This is a genomic window from Virgibacillus sp. AGTR (genome assembly GCF_016919725.2).
In the GTDB taxonomy this organism is placed as follows: Bacteria; Bacillota; Bacilli; order Bacillales; family Amphibacillaceae; genus Virgibacillus; species Virgibacillus salarius.
This window is the reverse complement of the sequence record NZ_JAJERH010000006.1, coordinates 99,186-116,084: the sequence shown is the minus strand read 5'-3', so window position 1 is coordinate 116,084 and position 16,899 is coordinate 99,186. Positions and strand designations below refer to the sequence as shown.

Genomic DNA, 16,899 nt, shown 5'->3' with positions numbered 1-16,899 from the left:
ATGATGACAGAGAAAATGTATACTGTAGGGAAGATAATTAACACACATGGAATACACGGTGAAGTAAAGGTACTGCGAATTACCGATTTCGAAGAACGCTTTTCGATTGGAAAGACACTGTATATTGTTAAGGATGGTAATATACAGAAGGAATTAACCATTGAAAGCCATCGTATGCATAAAGGATTTGACCTACTACGTTTTAAAGGATTGACGAATATAAATGATGTAGAGGTTTATAAAGGTTGTAAGTTAAAAATAAAAGAAGATCAGTTGACAGACCTGGCAGAACATGAATTTTATTATCACGAAATTATTGGATGTGCCGTTTTTACAAATGATGGAGAACAAATAGGTACAATTAAAGAAATTTTATCTCCTGGCGCCAACGATGTATGGGTCGTTCGTCGATCACAAGGAAAGGATGTACTTATTCCTTATATTGCATCTGTTGTCACTTTAGTAGATACGCAGGCAAGTAAAGTAATTATTGAGCCGATGGAAGGATTGTTAGACTGATGCACATCGATATACTAACCCTTTTTCCAGAGATGTTTCATGGAGTATTACAGTCATCTATCTTAAAAAAGGCGTATGAAAATGACAGGTTTAGCTACAATTTAGTAAACTTTCGAGATTACACGGAAAACAAACATTATAAAGTAGATGATTATCCGTATGGTGGTGGTGCGGGTATGGTATTAACACCACAACCAATTTTTGACACGGTGGAAGCTGTAAAAAAGCAAAGAAAATCTGATAATTCCAGAATTATTCTCATGTGCCCACAGGGAGAAACCTATAATCAGAAGAAGGCAGAAGAACTTTCTCAGGAGGATCATCTTATCTTTATATGTGGTCACTATGAAGGGTATGATGAAAGAATTAGAGAACACTTAGTAACAGACGAAATTTCTATTGGAGACTTTGTGCTTACTGGAGGAGAAATAGGGTCAATGGTTGTGATGGATAGTGTTGTTCGTTTACTTCCTGAAGTGCTGGGGAATAAAGATTCAGCACCTCAGGACTCTTTCTCGACAGGTTTATTGGAGCATCCACATTATACGAGGCCAGCAGATTTCCGAGGATTGAAAGTTCCAGAGGTTTTGTTATCAGGAGATCACGGGAAAATTAATGCTTGGAGAGAACGACAATCATTGCTAAGAACATATCAGCGTCGACGTGATTTACTAGAACATAAAAATATACCAGAAGAGTGGAAACGATGGATAGAAGAATGGGATGATAAATAAGTGGTTGAAGTCTAGAGTTTGATATGGTATATTAAATGATGTGCTTAAAGTTCCGTCTTTAAGCTTTATAAACGATGTTCCGCTGTCACATAGTAGATATGAGCATTGGTTTGGAAGGAGAGAAGCCAGATGCAAAAATTAATTGAAGACATTACTAAAGACCAACTTCGTAATGATCATCCTGATTTCCGTCCGGGAGACACTGTTAAAGTCCACGTTAAGGTTGTGGAAGGTTCCCGTGAACGTATTCAGGTATTCGAAGGTGTCGTTATTAAACGTCAAAACGGTGGAATTAGCGAAACATTCACAGTAAGAAAGCTTTCTTATGGAGTAGGTGTTGAGCGTACATTCCCAGTACATTCACCTCGTATTGATAAAATCGAAGTATCGCGTCGTGGTATTGTTCGCCGTGCGAAACTTTACTACTTACGCAATCTTCGTGGTAAAGCAGCTCGTATTAAAGAACGTCGCTAATAGTATACGAGTACAAAATCATTGGAAAGGAGCTTGGCAATCTGCACAAGCTCCTTTTTTGTACTAGAGGTTATGGGGAAAATATTGAAGTTTTAAGCAGTATAGCTAGTAAACTAAATGCTTATTTCGTTACTGATATTGCTTAAGATTTTCCAACTAAGAAAGCCCCAGTTTTGTTTAAGTACATAATTATTGTAATATATAAAGAGGGTCTTATGTACAAAGGTTGGAGGGGGAAATATGGGAAAAAGGAAGAAAGAAAAGAAGAACGAATGGTTAGATTGGTTAAAGGCTTTATTAATCGCCTTTGGATTGGCTTTTATAGTTCGGATGTTCTTTTTCGCTCCAATTGTAGTTGATGGACCGTCTATGCTTCCAACATTACATGATGGCGATCAAATGATTGTAAACAAATTTGCTTATCATTTACATGAACCAGAACGATTTGATGTGGTTGTATTCCATGCGTCATCAAAAAAGGATTTTATTAAGCGTGTAATTGGATTGCCAGGAGAACATGTTGAAGTGATTGATAATGTATTGTACATTAATGGAGAAGAAGTGAATGAACCATTCTTAACAGATCAAAAGGATAGTCTTAAATCATATCAAATCCTAACGAATGACTTTTCGTTAGAAGACCTTCCTGGTGGATATGATGTTATTCCAGAAGACCATGTATTAGTATTAGGAGATAACAGAGGGAATTCAACGGACAGCCGTGTACTGGGGGTCGTTTCTACTGATCAAATTGTAGGAAAAACAGACCTCATATATTGGCCGTTCAATCGAATGCAGACGATAGGAAAGTAGGTTTAAACAATGACCATTCAATGGTTTCCCGGTCATATGGCAAAAGCTAGACGGGAAGTAGAAGAAAAACTTAAGCTTGTTGATTTTGTAATGGAATTAGTTGATGCTCGAGCTCCATTTTCTTCACAAAATCCGATGTTACAACAAGTGTTACAGAATAAACCAAAGATGATTGTAATGATGAAAAAGGATTTAGCCGATCAGTATGTTACAAACCAATGGCTGGCCTATTTCGAGAAAAAACATATACCAGCAATAGCAATTAATGTGAATGATAGGAATGATATAAAACAAGTCATTCAGTTAGCGAAGGAACAAGCGCAGGCGAAGATGGACAAATTAAGAAAGAAAGGAATACAGCCTAGAGCGGCAAGAGCAATGATCGTAGGAATTCCTAATGTTGGAAAATCAACGCTAATCAATCGTTTAGCGAATAAAAAGATTGCTAAAACTGGTGATAGACCGGGAGTGACAAAACAGCAATTATGGATAAAAGTCAAAAGGGATTTTGAGTTATTGGATACACCAGGTATATTATGGCCAAAATTTGAGGAGGAGCTAGTTGGTTATCGTTTAGCAGCTATCGGTACGATAAAAGATCAATTGCTTTCCTTGCAAGATATCGTGGCTTTTGTCATTACTTATTTACAAAAGCACTATCCTCAAAAATTGGAGGAGCGCTATCAAGTAGACCGTGATATGGACGATATGTGGGAAATCTTTAATGCAATAGGTAAGCAACGTGGAGCACTCGAGAGTGGTGGTAAAGTTAATTTGGCCAAGGTATCCGATATTGTTATTAGGGATTTACGTACAGGAAAACTAGGTAGAGTTTCACTAGAATCTCCTTCTAATCAGTAAATGATGTCCCTAAATTAGAGGGTTACCAAGACATGCATCTTCGGATGGGTGTCTTATTTCATGTCATACGTATAAATCGTCATCAATAGAAAGGTTTAGGGTTTGAAACACTAACAAATTAATGAAACTGGCCGATATTAGATACAGAGAGATAGGTGTTAATACAATGAATAAAAAATCAATAGCTGTACTAAAGAAATTATTTGAAGCCGGAGAATTAAATGAAGAATTGATTTCCCATTTACGGATGGATGAGCGAAAAGGTGTTCAGCAATTAATTGCGAGCTATGAAAAGCGTCAATTAAAAAAACAAGAATTAGAGCAGCGGCATAGGGAAATGATTTCATACGAGAACGCCTGTTATTCAAAAGATATACATTATATTGCAGGGGTTGATGAGGCCGGCAGAGGACCGCTTGCCGGACCTGTGGTAGCAGCAAGTGTGATATTACCAGCAGACTTTAAATTACTAGGCTTGAATGATTCTAAGCAATTAACAGAAGCTGACAGAGATAAATTTTATCAAGTCATTATAAAGAAAGCTTTAAGCTATGGAATTTCGATAATTAATAGCGATAAAATTGATGAAATCAACATTTATGAGGCAACAAAGCTTGCAATGTATGATGCTATTGGCCAACTAAGCCCAACTCCAGAACATGTGTTGATAGATGCGGTGGAGTTAGATTCGCTATCGTGCACATCGGAGGCTATTGTTAAAGGGGACGCAAAAAGTGTATCTATTGCTGCTGCAAGTATTTTAGCAAAAGTAACCAGAGATAATTATATGAAGGATTTACATAATAAGTTTCCTATGTATGAATTCGCTTCTAATATGGGGTATGGAACAAAGCAACACATGGAAAGTTTAGAACAATATGGTGTATGCCCTCATCATCGACGATCATTTTCACCTGTTAAAAATATAGTTTCCTAGGAGGAGGTACTATCGGGATGAGTCTACGAATTTCAGGTGACCAACAAGTAAATACAAGTAATCATATAGCCCCATTGAAGAAAGGGCAAATTATCCAGGGGAGAGTGTTAAAGCTTTTTCCAGGAAATAAAGCGCAAATACAAATTGGTCAGCATAAGATGATTGCACAGTTACAGGCCTCTCTTCATGCTGGTGGAAACTATTATTTTCAAGTAGTAGAAAATGATCAAGTACTGGAATTAAAAGTGCTAGGAGAACGGTCGAGCACGCAGGTGGGGAAAACTGCCCTACAACTATTAGAACAGCTAGGGTTAAAGCAGACAAAGACAAATATGGTATTCCTACAAGAATTAATGCGTGATCAGATCCCCTTTGACAAATCGCAGCTTTCTCAAGCTTTTCAATTATTAGTAGGTAAAAAAGGGAATCAACAAGAACTCTCCATTATAAAAGAAATGATAAGAAATCGTTGGCCAATTTCAAATGCTGTATTTCAGGCACTGGTAACAAAAGATTCGCATTCACTCTCAAAACAATTACTAGAAGTATTTCAGCAATTGCCAGGGCAGGTTAACCATTCACAGCTAAAACAGCAGATAGCTTTATTACTTCAACCATTCTCAGACCAAGCATACCCCAATATGCAAATAAAGAGCATGGTGCCGAATCGACAGGTTATCCCTTTATTACACATACTTGGATTAACGCAACCAACCATTGATAAAACGAATGGAATTATGTCAAATGCTTCCGCTACCACCAATGGGAGTGGTTCTGCTCAGCAACAGGCAGTTACAGGTTTATGGACAGGTATAAAGGGAAATCGGCTTTCCGAAGTAATTGCAAATAAAGCTGACTACATAGCACGAACGGAAAGTTTAGTAAGTGTATTACAAGATAAAATTTACCCTGTTACCGGAAAGCAGCATTTTGGAACAAGTGACATACAACAAATAAAGCAGCTAATCAAGGATACATTCCCAAATGTATCTCATTTAAGCAGCCTGCATACGAAATCAGACCTGCAACGATTTATAGTTAATTTAAAATTATTGCAACGTAATGAGACATATACACAATTAGAACAGTTACTACTAAATGGCAAAAATCAGACGAATCTAGGTAGTAAAGACCACTTTTTGTCCGCCATTCGACAAACCATTCAATGGTTAGGTTTAACGTATGAACATACAGTAGCAAATGAGAAAGTGCAACAGCCTACATTAAAGGGAATGCTCATAAACATGTTTACACAGAATGAAGGAATATTGCATGAACGAGCAAAGCAACTATTACACCATATAAACGCACTGCAACTTCAATCAGTTCAAGAATCAGACAACTTTATCCAAGCTTATTTGCAAGTACCTGGGAATAAGATGGGATTAAAAGGTGATGCGGAATTGTTGTTTGAAGGGAAGAAAACGACTAATGGCGAATTCGATCCTGATCATTGTCGAATTTTATTCGATTTAGAATTGATGTACTTAAAACGTACGGTAATTGATATGCACATACAAAATCGTACGGTAGCTATAACTGTTTTTAATAATAATAAAAGAATAAAGGAGCTATTAGGTTCGTTAAAGCCGTCATTGCAAAACGGGTTGGATTCACTTGATTATCAGCTGTCAACGATTATACATAAACCGTTGCAAGCGGAAAAAGAACCAAAAGAAAAGCTTTCCGTAACCACTACGTACCAAGGGGTGGATTATAAAATATGAAAGATAAGCGAAATAAAGCGGTTGCTCTTCGTTACGATGAAACTCGACAATCTGTCCCAATCGTGTCAGCTTCAGGAAGGGGTTTGATTGCTGAGGATATCATTGCAAAAGCAAAAGAAAATAATATACCTATTATGGAAGATCCATCATTAGTAGCGCTGCTGGCACAATTAAATATAAATGAAGCAATACCAGAGGAATTGTATGAAGCTGTAGCTGAAGTATTTGCCTTTATCTATCGAGCAGATCAAGAAATAAATAAAAATAGATAATATTCGACAAGTCATTGACAATAAATTTCCGAAGTTCTTGTGAAATTTATTGTTTTTTTATACAATGGAAATGCAGTGAAATTTGATGGGAGGATTAAGGATGAACATTCATGAGTATCAAGGCAAAGATATTTTGCGAAAATATGGTGTTAATGTTCCTAATGGATACGTTGCATATACGGTTGATGAAGCTGTGGAAGCTGCAAAAAAATTGGGAAGCGACGTCACAGTGGTAAAAGCACAGATCCATGCTGGTGGACGTGGTAAAGCCGGTGGGGTTAAAATCGCAAAAAATTTAGATGATGTGCGTACATACGCTGATGAAATACTTGGAAAAACACTAGTAACACATCAAACTGGACCAGAAGGTAAAGAGGTAAAACGTTTATTAATTGAAGAAGGCTGCGACATTAAGAAGGAATATTATGTTGGAGTTGTACTTGATCGCGCTACTTCTCGTGTAGTAATGATGGCTTCAGAAGAAGGCGGTACAGAAATCGAAGAGGTTGCAGCAGAAACACCTGAGAAAATCTTTAAGGAAGTTATTGATCCTGTTGTAGGTTTGTCAGGCTATCAAGCTCGTAGACTTGCATTTAATATTAATATTCCGGATGAACTAATAGGTAAAGCTGTTAAATTTATGACAAGTTTGTACAATGCTTTTGTAGAGAAAGATTGTTCTATTGCAGAAATCAATCCATTAGTAACTACGGGTGATGGAGATGTTTTAGCATTAGATTCCAAGTTAAATTTTGATGATAACGCTTTATTCCGTCAAAAAGATGTTATGGAATTACGTGATTTAGATGAAGAAGATGAAAAGGAAATAGAAGCTTCTAAGTATGATTTAAGTTATATTTCATTGGATGGAAATATTGGCTGCATGGTAAATGGAGCTGGACTTGCTATGTCTACAATGGATATTATTAAACATTATGGCGGTGATCCGGCAAACTTCCTTGATGTTGGTGGTGGTGCTACTGCTGAGAAGGTAACGGAAGCATTTAAGATCATTTTATCTGATTCAAATGTTAAAGGGATCTTTGTCAACATCTTTGGTGGGATTATGAAGTGTGATGTGATCGCTGAAGGTGTTGTAGAAGCTACGAAACAGGTTGGGCTTGAAATTCCACTCGTTGTACGTTTAGAAGGTACAAATGTTTCATTAGGTAAGAAAATTCTTGAAGAATCTGGGCTAAATATTACATCGGCTGGTTCAATGGCTGATGGTGCTGAAAAGATAGTTTCAATGGTAAAGTAAGGAATTTTTAGACCACAATATTTATATGTAAATTCTTGTTTAAGGCAAGAAGTAAAAGGATCGTGAACTATATTATATTGTACAGATCTTGCAGAAAGGACGGACGAAGATGAGTGTATATATTAATAAAGATACAAAGGTAATTGTCCAAGGTATTACCGGTGGAACTGCAAAATTTCACACGAAACAAATGCTTGAATACGGTACAAAAATTGTTGGTGGGGTTACACCTAAAAAAGGCGGTACTGAAGTAGAAGGAGTACCTGTATTTAATACTGTAAAGGATGCCGTAGATACAACTGGTGCTACAGCATCTGTTATTTATGTACCTGCTCCATTTGCTGCTGATGCGATTATCGAAGCAGTGGATGCAGAACTAGATTTAGTTATTTGTATCACAGAACATATTCCAGTTATGGACATGGTTAAAGTGAAACGTTATATGGAAGGCAAGAAAACTCGATTGGTTGGTCCAAACTGTCCAGGTGTAATTACTGCTGATGAAAGTAAAATTGGTATCATGCCAGGCTACATTCATAAGAAAGGACATATAGGTGTCGTTTCCCGTTCAGGTACATTAACTTATGAAGCAGTTCATCAGTTGTCTGAAGCAGGGTATGGGCAGTCCACAGCAGTTGGTATCGGTGGTGACCCAGTAAACGGTACGAACTTTATCGACGTACTATCTGCTTTTAATGAAGACCCTGATACGTATGCTGTTATAATGATTGGAGAAATCGGTGGCACAGCTGAAGAAGAAGCAGCACAGTGGGTAAAAGCAAATATGAAGAAACCTGTGGTAGGATTTATCGGTGGGGCTACTGCACCTCCAGGGAAACGCATGGGTCACGCAGGTGCAATTATTTCTGGTGGAAAAGGAACTGCTGACGAAAAAATTCGTGTTATGAATGAGTGTGGTATTAAAGTCGCAGAAACTCCTGCGGTAATGGGTGAAACAATGATTAAAGCCCTAGAGGAGAATGGTATTAAAGAAACATGTAAAACGCATTAATTAATATGCGAACCAGAAAGGGTTCTCCTGTAAAGGTTCGGGTAGATGCAACTGGAATAGGTAAGATTCTAACGAGTAGAGTGAGCCGCCGTGAAACCCTGTAGTGAATGGCGCTTGTTCATAAGGAAGCTGTACTTCGTAGAAGAGTATATTTCAGTTGTGTAGGAAGAGAGAGCTGTCTTTTTTGGGGACAGCTCCTTATCTAATTTTTGAAGGGATGTGTACGTATTGACGGATTTTCGGTTTCGATTAATTCATATTACTCGATGTCGAGGTATTACAAGGCGATGGATTAGAAAGCTACTTCTTATTGATTCTACCCTCACAGAGATCTACAAATTATCTTCTGCAGCAATGAACCGTTTGTATCACCTTCCTCTGAATAATGCTTCACTGTTATATAATGATCTCCACTCGGAGCCCCTAATAGAGCAAATAGAAACAGACTTGCATAACTATCACGTTATAACCCTTCTAGATAACAACTTTTCACCTTTATTAAAAACGATAAAAGATCCTCCGTTTGTTTTATACGCCTTAGGAAACATATCTTTGTTAACACAAGCACCAGCCTTAAGTGTAATTGGAACGAGGAAACCCTCTAGGGAAGCTATGGGAAAGGTACGGACAATTATCCCACCGTTAGTTAGGCAGGGATGGGTGATAGTAAGTGGTATGGCAATTGGTATTGACCGTTTTGCTCATGAAGTTACTCTAAGTCTAAGTGGACATACAATTGCCGTACTTGGTGGAGGGTTTCAATATATTTATCCCAAGGAAAATATCCGATTATATCAAGAACTGACTGAACGAGGATTAGTTTTATCTGAGTATCCACCAACTACTCCCCCTGCTCGTCACCATTTTCCAGAAAGGAATAGGATAATAAGCGGTTTAAGCTTTGGTACATTAGTTATTGAGGCAACTGAAAAGAGTGGTACACTAATAACAGTTGATCAAGCCTTGGAACAAGGGAGAGACGTTTTTGCTGTTCCTGGTTCACCACTAATGGAGCAAACTAGAGGTTGTCATAAAATGATCCAAGATGGTGCGAAATTAGTTATTCATGAAGAGGATATTCGTGAAGAATGGGAAAGATTGCAAAATACGTATGGGTAGATATCTAATAAAAAAGCAGAAATAGGCCGATTAAAAATAAAGTTATATCATTGATATTTTACTAATATTCTTTGACATGGTACATTTTTGTAAGGAAAACTTTTACAAATCTTGGGTCATTTATTTCAGTATGTTTGACAAATGAAACGTATATATTTAATATTAGTGAAGATTTCTAAATTTTTTTGAGTGAAAAAAGTATCCGCTTTAATGCTTGTGATGAATAAGTATATATATGCAAGACAATGAAATGTATTTTATCAATGTACTACTTTTCAAGGTATTCTACCTTGTTGTGAGGGACTTATCAGTACTAGTGGTAACCTCATTTATGGGAGGAAAAGAAATGTCAGATTATCTAGTAATCGTAGAATCACCTGCAAAGGCAAAAACAATTGAACGCTATTTAGGGAAAAAATACAAAGTAAAAGCATCCATGGGGCATGTTCGGGATTTACCAAAAAGTCAAATGGCTGTCGATACAGAAAATGAATATAAACCAAAGTATATTACGATTCGCGGTAAAGGTGATGTAGTCAAAGACTTAAAATCAGCAGCAAAAAAAGCTAAAAAGGTTTATCTTGCAGCCGACCCTGATAGAGAAGGTGAGGCGATTGCATGGCATCTAGCACATATATTAGATGTTGATGAGCATTCCGAATGTCGTGTTGTATTTAATGAAATAACAAAAGATGCTATTAAAGATTCTTTTAAACATCCAAGATCTATTGATATGGATTTAGTGGATGCTCAACAGGCTAGAAGGATTCTGGATCGGCTTGTGGGGTACAATATAAGTCCACTTCTATGGAAAAAAGTGAAAAAAGGCTTGAGCGCTGGACGTGTTCAATCTGTAGCTGTAAAACTTGTAATTGACAGAGAAAAAGAAATTGAAAACTTTAAACCTGAAGAATATTGGTCAATTGAAGGACAATTTCAAAAGGATAAGGATGTTTTTGAGGGATCTTTTTATGGAATTAAAGGTAAAAAGAAAGAATTGAAGACAAAACAAGACGTAAACGATATTCTAAAAGAAATCAAGGGGAAAAAATTCAAAGTTGATAAAGTAAAGAAAAAAGAAAGAAGACGTAATCCTGCGTTACCTTTTACAACATCTTCATTACAACAAGAAGCAGCGAGAAAACTGAATTTCAAAGCCAAGAAAACGATGATGATTGCCCAACAGTTATATGAGGGAATTGACCTTGGGAAAAAAGCGGGGGGAATAACAGGTTTAATTACGTATATGCGTACTGATTCAACGCGTATCTCCGATACAGCTAAAGGGGAAGCAAAGGATTATATTATTGACCAATATGGGAAAACGTATCTAGGCATAAATAAAAAACAGAAAAAGTCAGAGGGTGCACAGGATGCCCATGAAGCAATTCGACCTACATCAGTTGGCAGGGATCCTAAATCCTTAAAGCCAATACTTTCTAGAGATCAGTTTAGGTTGTACAAATTAATATGGGAACGGTTTTTGGCAAGTCAAATGGCACCTGCTGTAATGGATACAATGACCGTACATCTTTTAAATAATTTAGTGGAGTTCAGGGCAACGGGTTCTAAAATTAAATTCAAAGGATTTATGAAAGTATATATTGAGGGAACGGACGATAATAAAAAAGAAGATAATAAGTTTCTTCCAGAATTATCTGAAGGTATGGAAGTAACAGCTAATGATATAAAGCCAAATCAACACTTTACACAGCCACCTCCAAGATATACAGAGGCAAGGCTAGTTAAGACAATGGAGGAGTTAGGAATTGGACGACCTTCCACATATGCTCCGACTTTAGACACAATTCAACGTAGAGGTTATGTAAGTATTGATAACAAACGCTTTATACCTACGGAATTGGGATCAATTGTTTCAGAAATAATGGAAGAGTTTTTCCCTAAGATTATTGATGTTGCTTTCACAGCTAAAATGGAAGGCGATTTGGATGCTATTGAAGAAGGAAAAACAGAGTGGATTACGATTATTGATCAATTTTATACAGATTTTGCAAAGCGCTTGGAAAAAGCAGAGCAAGAAATGGAAAAAATTGAAATCAAGGATGAGCCTGCCGGTATTGAATGCGAAAATTGTGGGCATGAAATGGTTTATAAAATGGGACGCTATGGGAAGTTTTTAGCGTGCTCTAATTTTCCTGAATGTAGAAACACGAAACCAATATTAAAGGAAATCGGAGTGAAGTGTCCAAAATGTAAAGAAGGAAATGTTGTTGAAAGGAAATCGAAAAAACGTCGAGTGTTTTATGGCTGTGACCGATTTCCAGAGTGTGATTTTCTTTCTTGGGACAAACCGATATCTCGACCATGTCCAAAATGTGATAACTTACTGGTTGAGAAGAAATCGAAAAAAGGAACACAAATTCAATGTACGCAATGTGAATATAAAGAGGCGCCGCAAACATAGGAGCTTTCCCATAAGTCTAATAGGGACTTGTGGGAAGCTCTTTTTTGTAGTCTGATAAATAGGGGCGTGTTGAGCCGTGTCCAGCCCCAGTCGCTACGTTTCTAATCGGGGGCTTACGCTTTTGTACTCTTATTATCATCGCTTTTTTGCTATCGTAGTATGATAATTTCTGCTTTCCGTAGTGGGTCCAAGCCTTCTGAGTTTAAGCTTGTCCTTTCTTTCATGGCTCGTTCAACTTGCTTTCGCCGGAATAGTAGATTGCAAGTACAGTTTTACTTTTATGTTATGTGTTAATGAAGGACTAGTAGTTTGAGATGTATAAAAAAAGGCTAAATAGCATATAAGGAGGAAAGTCTGATGACAAAAAAACATTATTATGTAACTGTAGATACACAGGATATTCGAGAAATCTCTATTCCTGATAGTGGTATAGAATATGAAATTATAGCTGATGCAAAAGAAATTGAAATGCTTAAGAAGTTATTCATGAAAAAAAACAACTATGCAGAACTTGCGATCGAGTATTTAGTGAAACCATTTGATGAATGGGGAGCAGATGCTGAACGATCTGCGTATAGTGACCATTTAATAACTATATATCATGAACTATATAAGTTTGGAACAGAAGATACAAAAGCGAAAATTAAAAAGTTAGGTGTAATAAAGTAATCCAAATAGCCGATATCAATGGTATGTGAGCTGTTATAGAAATTTAATTGTGAAATATGAATAGAAATTGTTGACTATGGACTTCGAAACAGATATAATAACGCATTGGTAAGGATATATACTTGACAGTCAAGAGCTAAGTATATGACCTTATTTCTATAGGGTTATAAAAGGAAAAAACAACTAAAAGTGACATCAATTCTGAATTTTGTTACAATTTAGTTAAGTTTATTGCTTCTCACTATTTTCTATGTTATGATTTATTCGCTGCTTAACGGGGTGAAAATTTGAATAATTATATGAATTATTGGCAATCCTTTAAGGAGTATTTACAAATAGAAAAAAACGCTTCGCCATATACTGTTAAATATTATCTGAATGATCTGGAAATATTTTTCGATTTCTTAACAGCAGAAGGTTTATCTAGTCTAGTTGATGTAGATCATAGGGTTGTCCGTTTATTCCTAAACACTTTGTATAATCGGCAGCTAAGCAGAAGATCTGTATCTAGAAAAATATCTAGTCTTCGAACTTTTTTCCGATACTTGGAAAGAGAAGAAGTGCTCACTGGAAATCCGTTTGTACAGGTGAAATTGCCAAAAACGGATACAACGATTCCGGGTTTTCTGTATCAAGAAGAGTTGGAGAAGCTTTTTGAGGTAAATGACCTTACTAACCCATTAGGCCAAAGAGATCAAGCAATTCTAGAACTACTTTACGCAACTGGCATGCGTGTTAGCGAATGTCAACAGCTATCATTGGAGCATATTGATTTCTTCATTGGTACCGTATTTGTTAGAGGGAAAGGCAGAAAAGAACGTTACATTCCTTATGGTAAATTTGCTGAAATAGCATTGGAAACCTACATACAGGATGGTAGGAATACGTTATTGTCTAAAGCAAAGCAATCTTCGGATGCAGTCTTCTTGAACAATCGGGGAAATCCAATAACTACACGTGGAATTAGGGAAGTATTGAACAAGATGGTTGAAAGAGCTGCGTTAACCGTTCATGTACACCCACATAAGTTACGGCATACCTTTGCCACACATTTACTAAATGAAGGTGCAGATTTACGTAGCGTTCAGGAATTACTTGGTCATGAGAATTTGTCAACTACACAAATTTATACCCATGTTACAAAAGATCATTTGCGCAGCGTATATATGAAAAGTCATCCACGAGCAAATGATTATTAATTGAGTAAAGAGGTGAGAAGGCGTGACAAATGAAATGCATGCCACTACGATTTTCGCCATAAGGCATAATGATCAATGTGCAATGAGCGGTGACGGTCAAGTAACATTAGGAAATGCGGTCGTTATGAAACATAAAGCAAAGAAAGTTCGTACTTTATATAAAGGCCAAGTACTTGCTGGCTTTGCTGGATCTGTTGCTGATGCATTTACGCTTTTTGAAAAATTTGAAGCTAAGCTAGAAGCATATAATGGAAATCTTGCAAGAGCGGCTGTAGAATTAGCAAAAGAGTGGCGCAGCGATAAGGTATTGCGGAAATTGGAAGCTATGCTTATCGTAATGAATAAAGAAAGTATGTTTTTAGTTTCTGGTACAGGTGAGGTCATTGAACCTGATGATGGCATATTGGCTATTGGCTCTGGAGGCAATTACGCACTTAGTGCTGGAAGAGCTCTAGCAAGGTATTCGAGTCAATTATCTGCACGGGAGATCGCTCAATCTGCATTAGAAATTGCCGGAGAAATATGTGTATATACAAATGATCACATCACACTGGAGGTACTTGATTAAAAGGAGGCCTTTTGGAAGAATGGGTATTGATTACACACCGAGACAGATAGTGGGACAGTTAGATAAGTTTATTATTGGTCAAAACAGCGCTAAGCGATCCGTTGCAGTGGCATTACGCAATCGTTACCGTCGTATGAAGCTGGATGAATCGCTAAAGGATGAAATTGTTCCTAAAAACATATTAATGATTGGTCCTACTGGAGTTGGGAAAACGGAGATAGCTAGACGATTAGCGAAGTTAGTTGGAGCTCCATTTGTCAAAGTAGAAGCAACTAAATTTACTGAGGTGGGCTATGTCGGTCGAGATGTAGAGTCCATGGTCCGTGATTTAGTAGAAATGTCTTTGCGGATGGTAAAAGAAGATAAAATGAAGCAAGTTGCAGATAAGGCAGAGAAAGAAGCAAATAAAAAGCTAGTAAATCTCCTAGTACCACATGCTAAAAAGGAAAACAATGCTAGAAATCCATTTGAAATGTTATTCGCTTCTAATTCAGATGACAATCATGAAGATGGAGATCATGATCCGAAAGATGATGAAATTAGCAATAAGCGGAAACGTGTAGAACATCAATTGGCCCTGGGTGAATTAGAAGACCATATGGTATCGGTAGAAATAGAAGAACAAGCTCCTTCGATGTTTGACATGCTCCAAGGATCTGGTATGGAGCAAATGGGGATGAATATGCAGGATGCTTTCAGTCAGTTCATGCCCAAAAAGAAGAAGAAACGAAAAATGCCAGTATCAGAAGCAAGAAAAGTATTATCTCAGCAAGAAGCAAGCAAGCTTGTAGATATGGAAGAGGCTGCTCAAGAGGCAGTGCAGCTCGCGGAGCAATCAGGTATCTTATTTATTGATGAAATAGATAAAGTTGCTGGTAAACAGGAGCATAGTGCAAATGTATCTAGAGAAGGGGTCCAACGGGACATTTTACCGATTATTGAAGGTTCCACTGTAGTTACAAAACATGGACCTGTTAAAACAGATCATATGCTATTTATAGCAGCTGGTGCATTTCACATGTCCAAACCATCTGACCTGATTCCGGAATTGCAAGGTAGATTTCCAATCCGGGTTGAACTAGATAAACTATCAACAGAAGATTTCAAGCGCATATTAAAGGAACCATCAAATGCGCTCATAAAACAATATAAGGCTTTATTGAAAACAGAAGGTATAAATGTTGTATTTACAGACGAAGCTGTAGATAGATTAGCCGAAATAGCTTATCAAGTAAATCAGGAAATGGATAATATTGGAGCAAGGCGACTTCATACTATTTTGGAAAAATTACTGGAGGATCTTTCTTTTGAAGCACCCGATGTGACGATGGAAAAGATTGAAATAACTCCAGCATATGTCGATGAAAAATTAAGTACTATTGCAAAAAATAAAGATTTAAGTCAATATATACTATAATTTAAAAGGTTGAATGGAGGATCATTATGGAACTATTAAATCGCGCAAGAAAAATTAATGCTATGTTACAAAAATCTACAGGAAAGTCAGTTGATTTCAATGACATGTCTGCTTCTTTAAGGGATGTTATCAAAGGTAATGTTTACATCCTAAGCAGACGAGGGAAGCTATTAGGCTTTGCAATCAATCAAGAGATTGAAAATGAGAGAATGAAATCAATGCTAGAGGATCGCCAATTTCCGGAAGCATACACGGAGGGACTATTTAATATTCATGAGACTACAGCTAACTTAGATATCGACAGTCCACAAACTGTTTTCCCAGTCGAAAACCGTGAATTATTCCAATCAGGCCTAACTACGATTGTACCTATTATTGGTGGCGGAGAGCGATTAGGAACGCTTGTATTAGGACGGTTAACAGAGAGCTTTAGTGAGGATGATCTACTATTAGCTGAATACGGTGCTACTGTTGTTGGTATGGAAATTCTTCATGAAAAAACAGAAGAGATTGAAATGGAAGCTAGAAGTAAAGCTGTTGTTCAAATGGCGATCAGCTCGCTATCATACAGTGAACTAGAGGCTATTGATCACATTTTTGAAGAATTAAACGGCAACGAAGGTCTACTCGTAGCTAGTAAAATTGCAGATAGAGTTGGGATCACAAGATCAGTTATTGTAAATGCGCTTAGAAAATTAGAAAGTGCTGGTGTCATTGAGTCTCGTTCTTTAGGTATGAAAGGTACGTATATAAAAGTACTTAACAATAATTTCTTAGTTGAATTAGAAAAATTACGTTCAAGATAAAACGATATGTATTATAGAATACAGTCAAAATAATAGAAAATCCGAAGCATTTTGCTTCGGATTTTTTGTTTGTAATTATGCATGAA

General features: G+C 37.0%; 17 protein-coding genes. All 17 read left to right on the top strand.

Translation table 11 applies throughout. The features are described from left to right. The first annotated feature begins 3 nt into the window (after positions 1-3). Positions 4-519, top strand: a complete 516-nt coding sequence (rimM, locus tag JUJ52_RS04900) for a ribosome maturation factor RimM (RefSeq protein ID WP_026680871.1) — start codon at positions 4-6, stop codon at positions 517-519. Next, positions 519-1,253 (top strand): tRNA (guanosine(37)-N1)-methyltransferase TrmD, encoded by a 735-nt coding sequence (trmD, locus tag JUJ52_RS04895; RefSeq protein ID WP_026680872.1) that lies wholly within the window; start codon positions 519-521, stop codon positions 1,251-1,253. Before rimM ends, trmD begins: the two co-directional genes overlap by 1 nt. Positions 1,254-1,382: 129 nt before the next feature. Next, on the top strand, positions 1,383-1,727 hold the full coding sequence (rplS, locus tag JUJ52_RS04890; protein WP_026680873.1) for a 50S ribosomal protein L19: 345 nt from the start codon (positions 1,383-1,385) through the stop codon (positions 1,725-1,727). Positions 1,728-1,967: 240 nt separating this feature from the next. Then, positions 1,968-2,540 (top strand): signal peptidase I, encoded by a 573-nt coding sequence (gene lepB, locus JUJ52_RS04885; RefSeq protein WP_026680874.1) that lies wholly within the window; start codon positions 1,968-1,970, stop codon positions 2,538-2,540. A gap of 9 nt (positions 2,541-2,549) precedes the next feature. Beyond that, positions 2,550-3,401 carry a ribosome biogenesis GTPase YlqF gene (ylqF, locus tag JUJ52_RS04880; protein ID WP_026680875.1) on the top strand — a complete coding sequence of 284 codons (852 nt, stop codon included), beginning with the start codon at positions 2,550-2,552 and terminating at the stop codon, positions 3,399-3,401. Positions 3,402-3,567: 166 nt separating this feature from the next. Beyond that, positions 3,568-4,338 (top strand): ribonuclease HII, encoded by a 771-nt coding sequence (locus JUJ52_RS04875; protein WP_026680876.1) that lies wholly within the window; start codon positions 3,568-3,570, stop codon positions 4,336-4,338. A gap of 17 nt (positions 4,339-4,355) precedes the next feature. Beyond that, positions 4,356-6,065 carry a hypothetical protein gene (locus JUJ52_RS04870; RefSeq protein ID WP_121605230.1) on the top strand — a complete coding sequence of 570 codons (1,710 nt, stop codon included), beginning with the start codon at positions 4,356-4,358 and terminating at the stop codon, positions 6,063-6,065. After that, positions 6,062-6,337 carry an EscU/YscU/HrcU family type III secretion system export apparatus switch protein gene (locus JUJ52_RS04865; protein WP_026680878.1) on the top strand — a complete coding sequence of 92 codons (276 nt, stop codon included), beginning with the start codon at positions 6,062-6,064 and terminating at the stop codon, positions 6,335-6,337. The genes JUJ52_RS04870 and JUJ52_RS04865 overlap by 4 nt, the downstream gene beginning before the upstream one ends. 100 nt (positions 6,338-6,437) lie before the next feature. Then, complete coding sequence (gene sucC / locus JUJ52_RS04860) at positions 6,438-7,598, top strand: ADP-forming succinate--CoA ligase subunit beta (RefSeq protein WP_026680879.1); 1,161 nt, start codon at positions 6,438-6,440, stop codon at positions 7,596-7,598. Positions 7,599-7,707: 109 nt separating this feature from the next. Further along, positions 7,708-8,610, top strand: coding sequence for a succinate--CoA ligase subunit alpha (sucD, locus tag JUJ52_RS04855; RefSeq protein WP_026680880.1), 903 nt, complete (start codon positions 7,708-7,710; stop codon positions 8,608-8,610). A gap of 228 nt (positions 8,611-8,838) precedes the next feature. Next, positions 8,839-9,729, top strand: coding sequence for a DNA-processing protein DprA (gene dprA / locus JUJ52_RS04850; RefSeq protein WP_121605229.1), 891 nt, complete (start codon positions 8,839-8,841; stop codon positions 9,727-9,729). Positions 9,730-10,075: 346 nt separating this feature from the next. Continuing rightward, entirely contained in the window at positions 10,076-12,154 is a 2,079-nt protein-coding gene (gene topA / locus JUJ52_RS04845) for a type I DNA topoisomerase (RefSeq protein ID WP_026680881.1), read from the top strand. Positions 12,155-12,511: 357 nt separating this feature from the next. Continuing rightward, complete coding sequence (locus JUJ52_RS04840; protein ID WP_034678895.1) at positions 12,512-12,823, top strand: hypothetical protein; 312 nt, start codon at positions 12,512-12,514, stop codon at positions 12,821-12,823. A gap of 299 nt (positions 12,824-13,122) precedes the next feature. Continuing rightward, the gene (gene xerC, locus JUJ52_RS04835; protein WP_034678908.1) at positions 13,123-14,022 is read left to right on the top strand and encodes a tyrosine recombinase XerC; all 900 of its coding nucleotides are present in this window, start codon (positions 13,123-13,125) and stop codon (positions 14,020-14,022) included. A gap of 22 nt (positions 14,023-14,044) precedes the next feature. After that, positions 14,045-14,590, top strand: coding sequence for an ATP-dependent protease subunit HslV (hslV, locus tag JUJ52_RS04830; protein WP_026680884.1), 546 nt, complete (start codon positions 14,045-14,047; stop codon positions 14,588-14,590). A 19-nt stretch (positions 14,591-14,609) separates the two neighbouring features. Further along, positions 14,610-16,007, top strand: a complete 1,398-nt coding sequence (gene hslU, locus JUJ52_RS04825; RefSeq protein ID WP_121605228.1) for an ATP-dependent protease ATPase subunit HslU — start codon at positions 14,610-14,612, stop codon at positions 16,005-16,007. Positions 16,008-16,033: 26 nt separating this feature from the next. Then, entirely contained in the window at positions 16,034-16,813 is a 780-nt protein-coding gene (gene codY, locus JUJ52_RS04820) for a GTP-sensing pleiotropic transcriptional regulator CodY (RefSeq protein WP_026680886.1), read from the top strand. Positions 16,814-16,899: the final 86 nt, after the last annotated feature.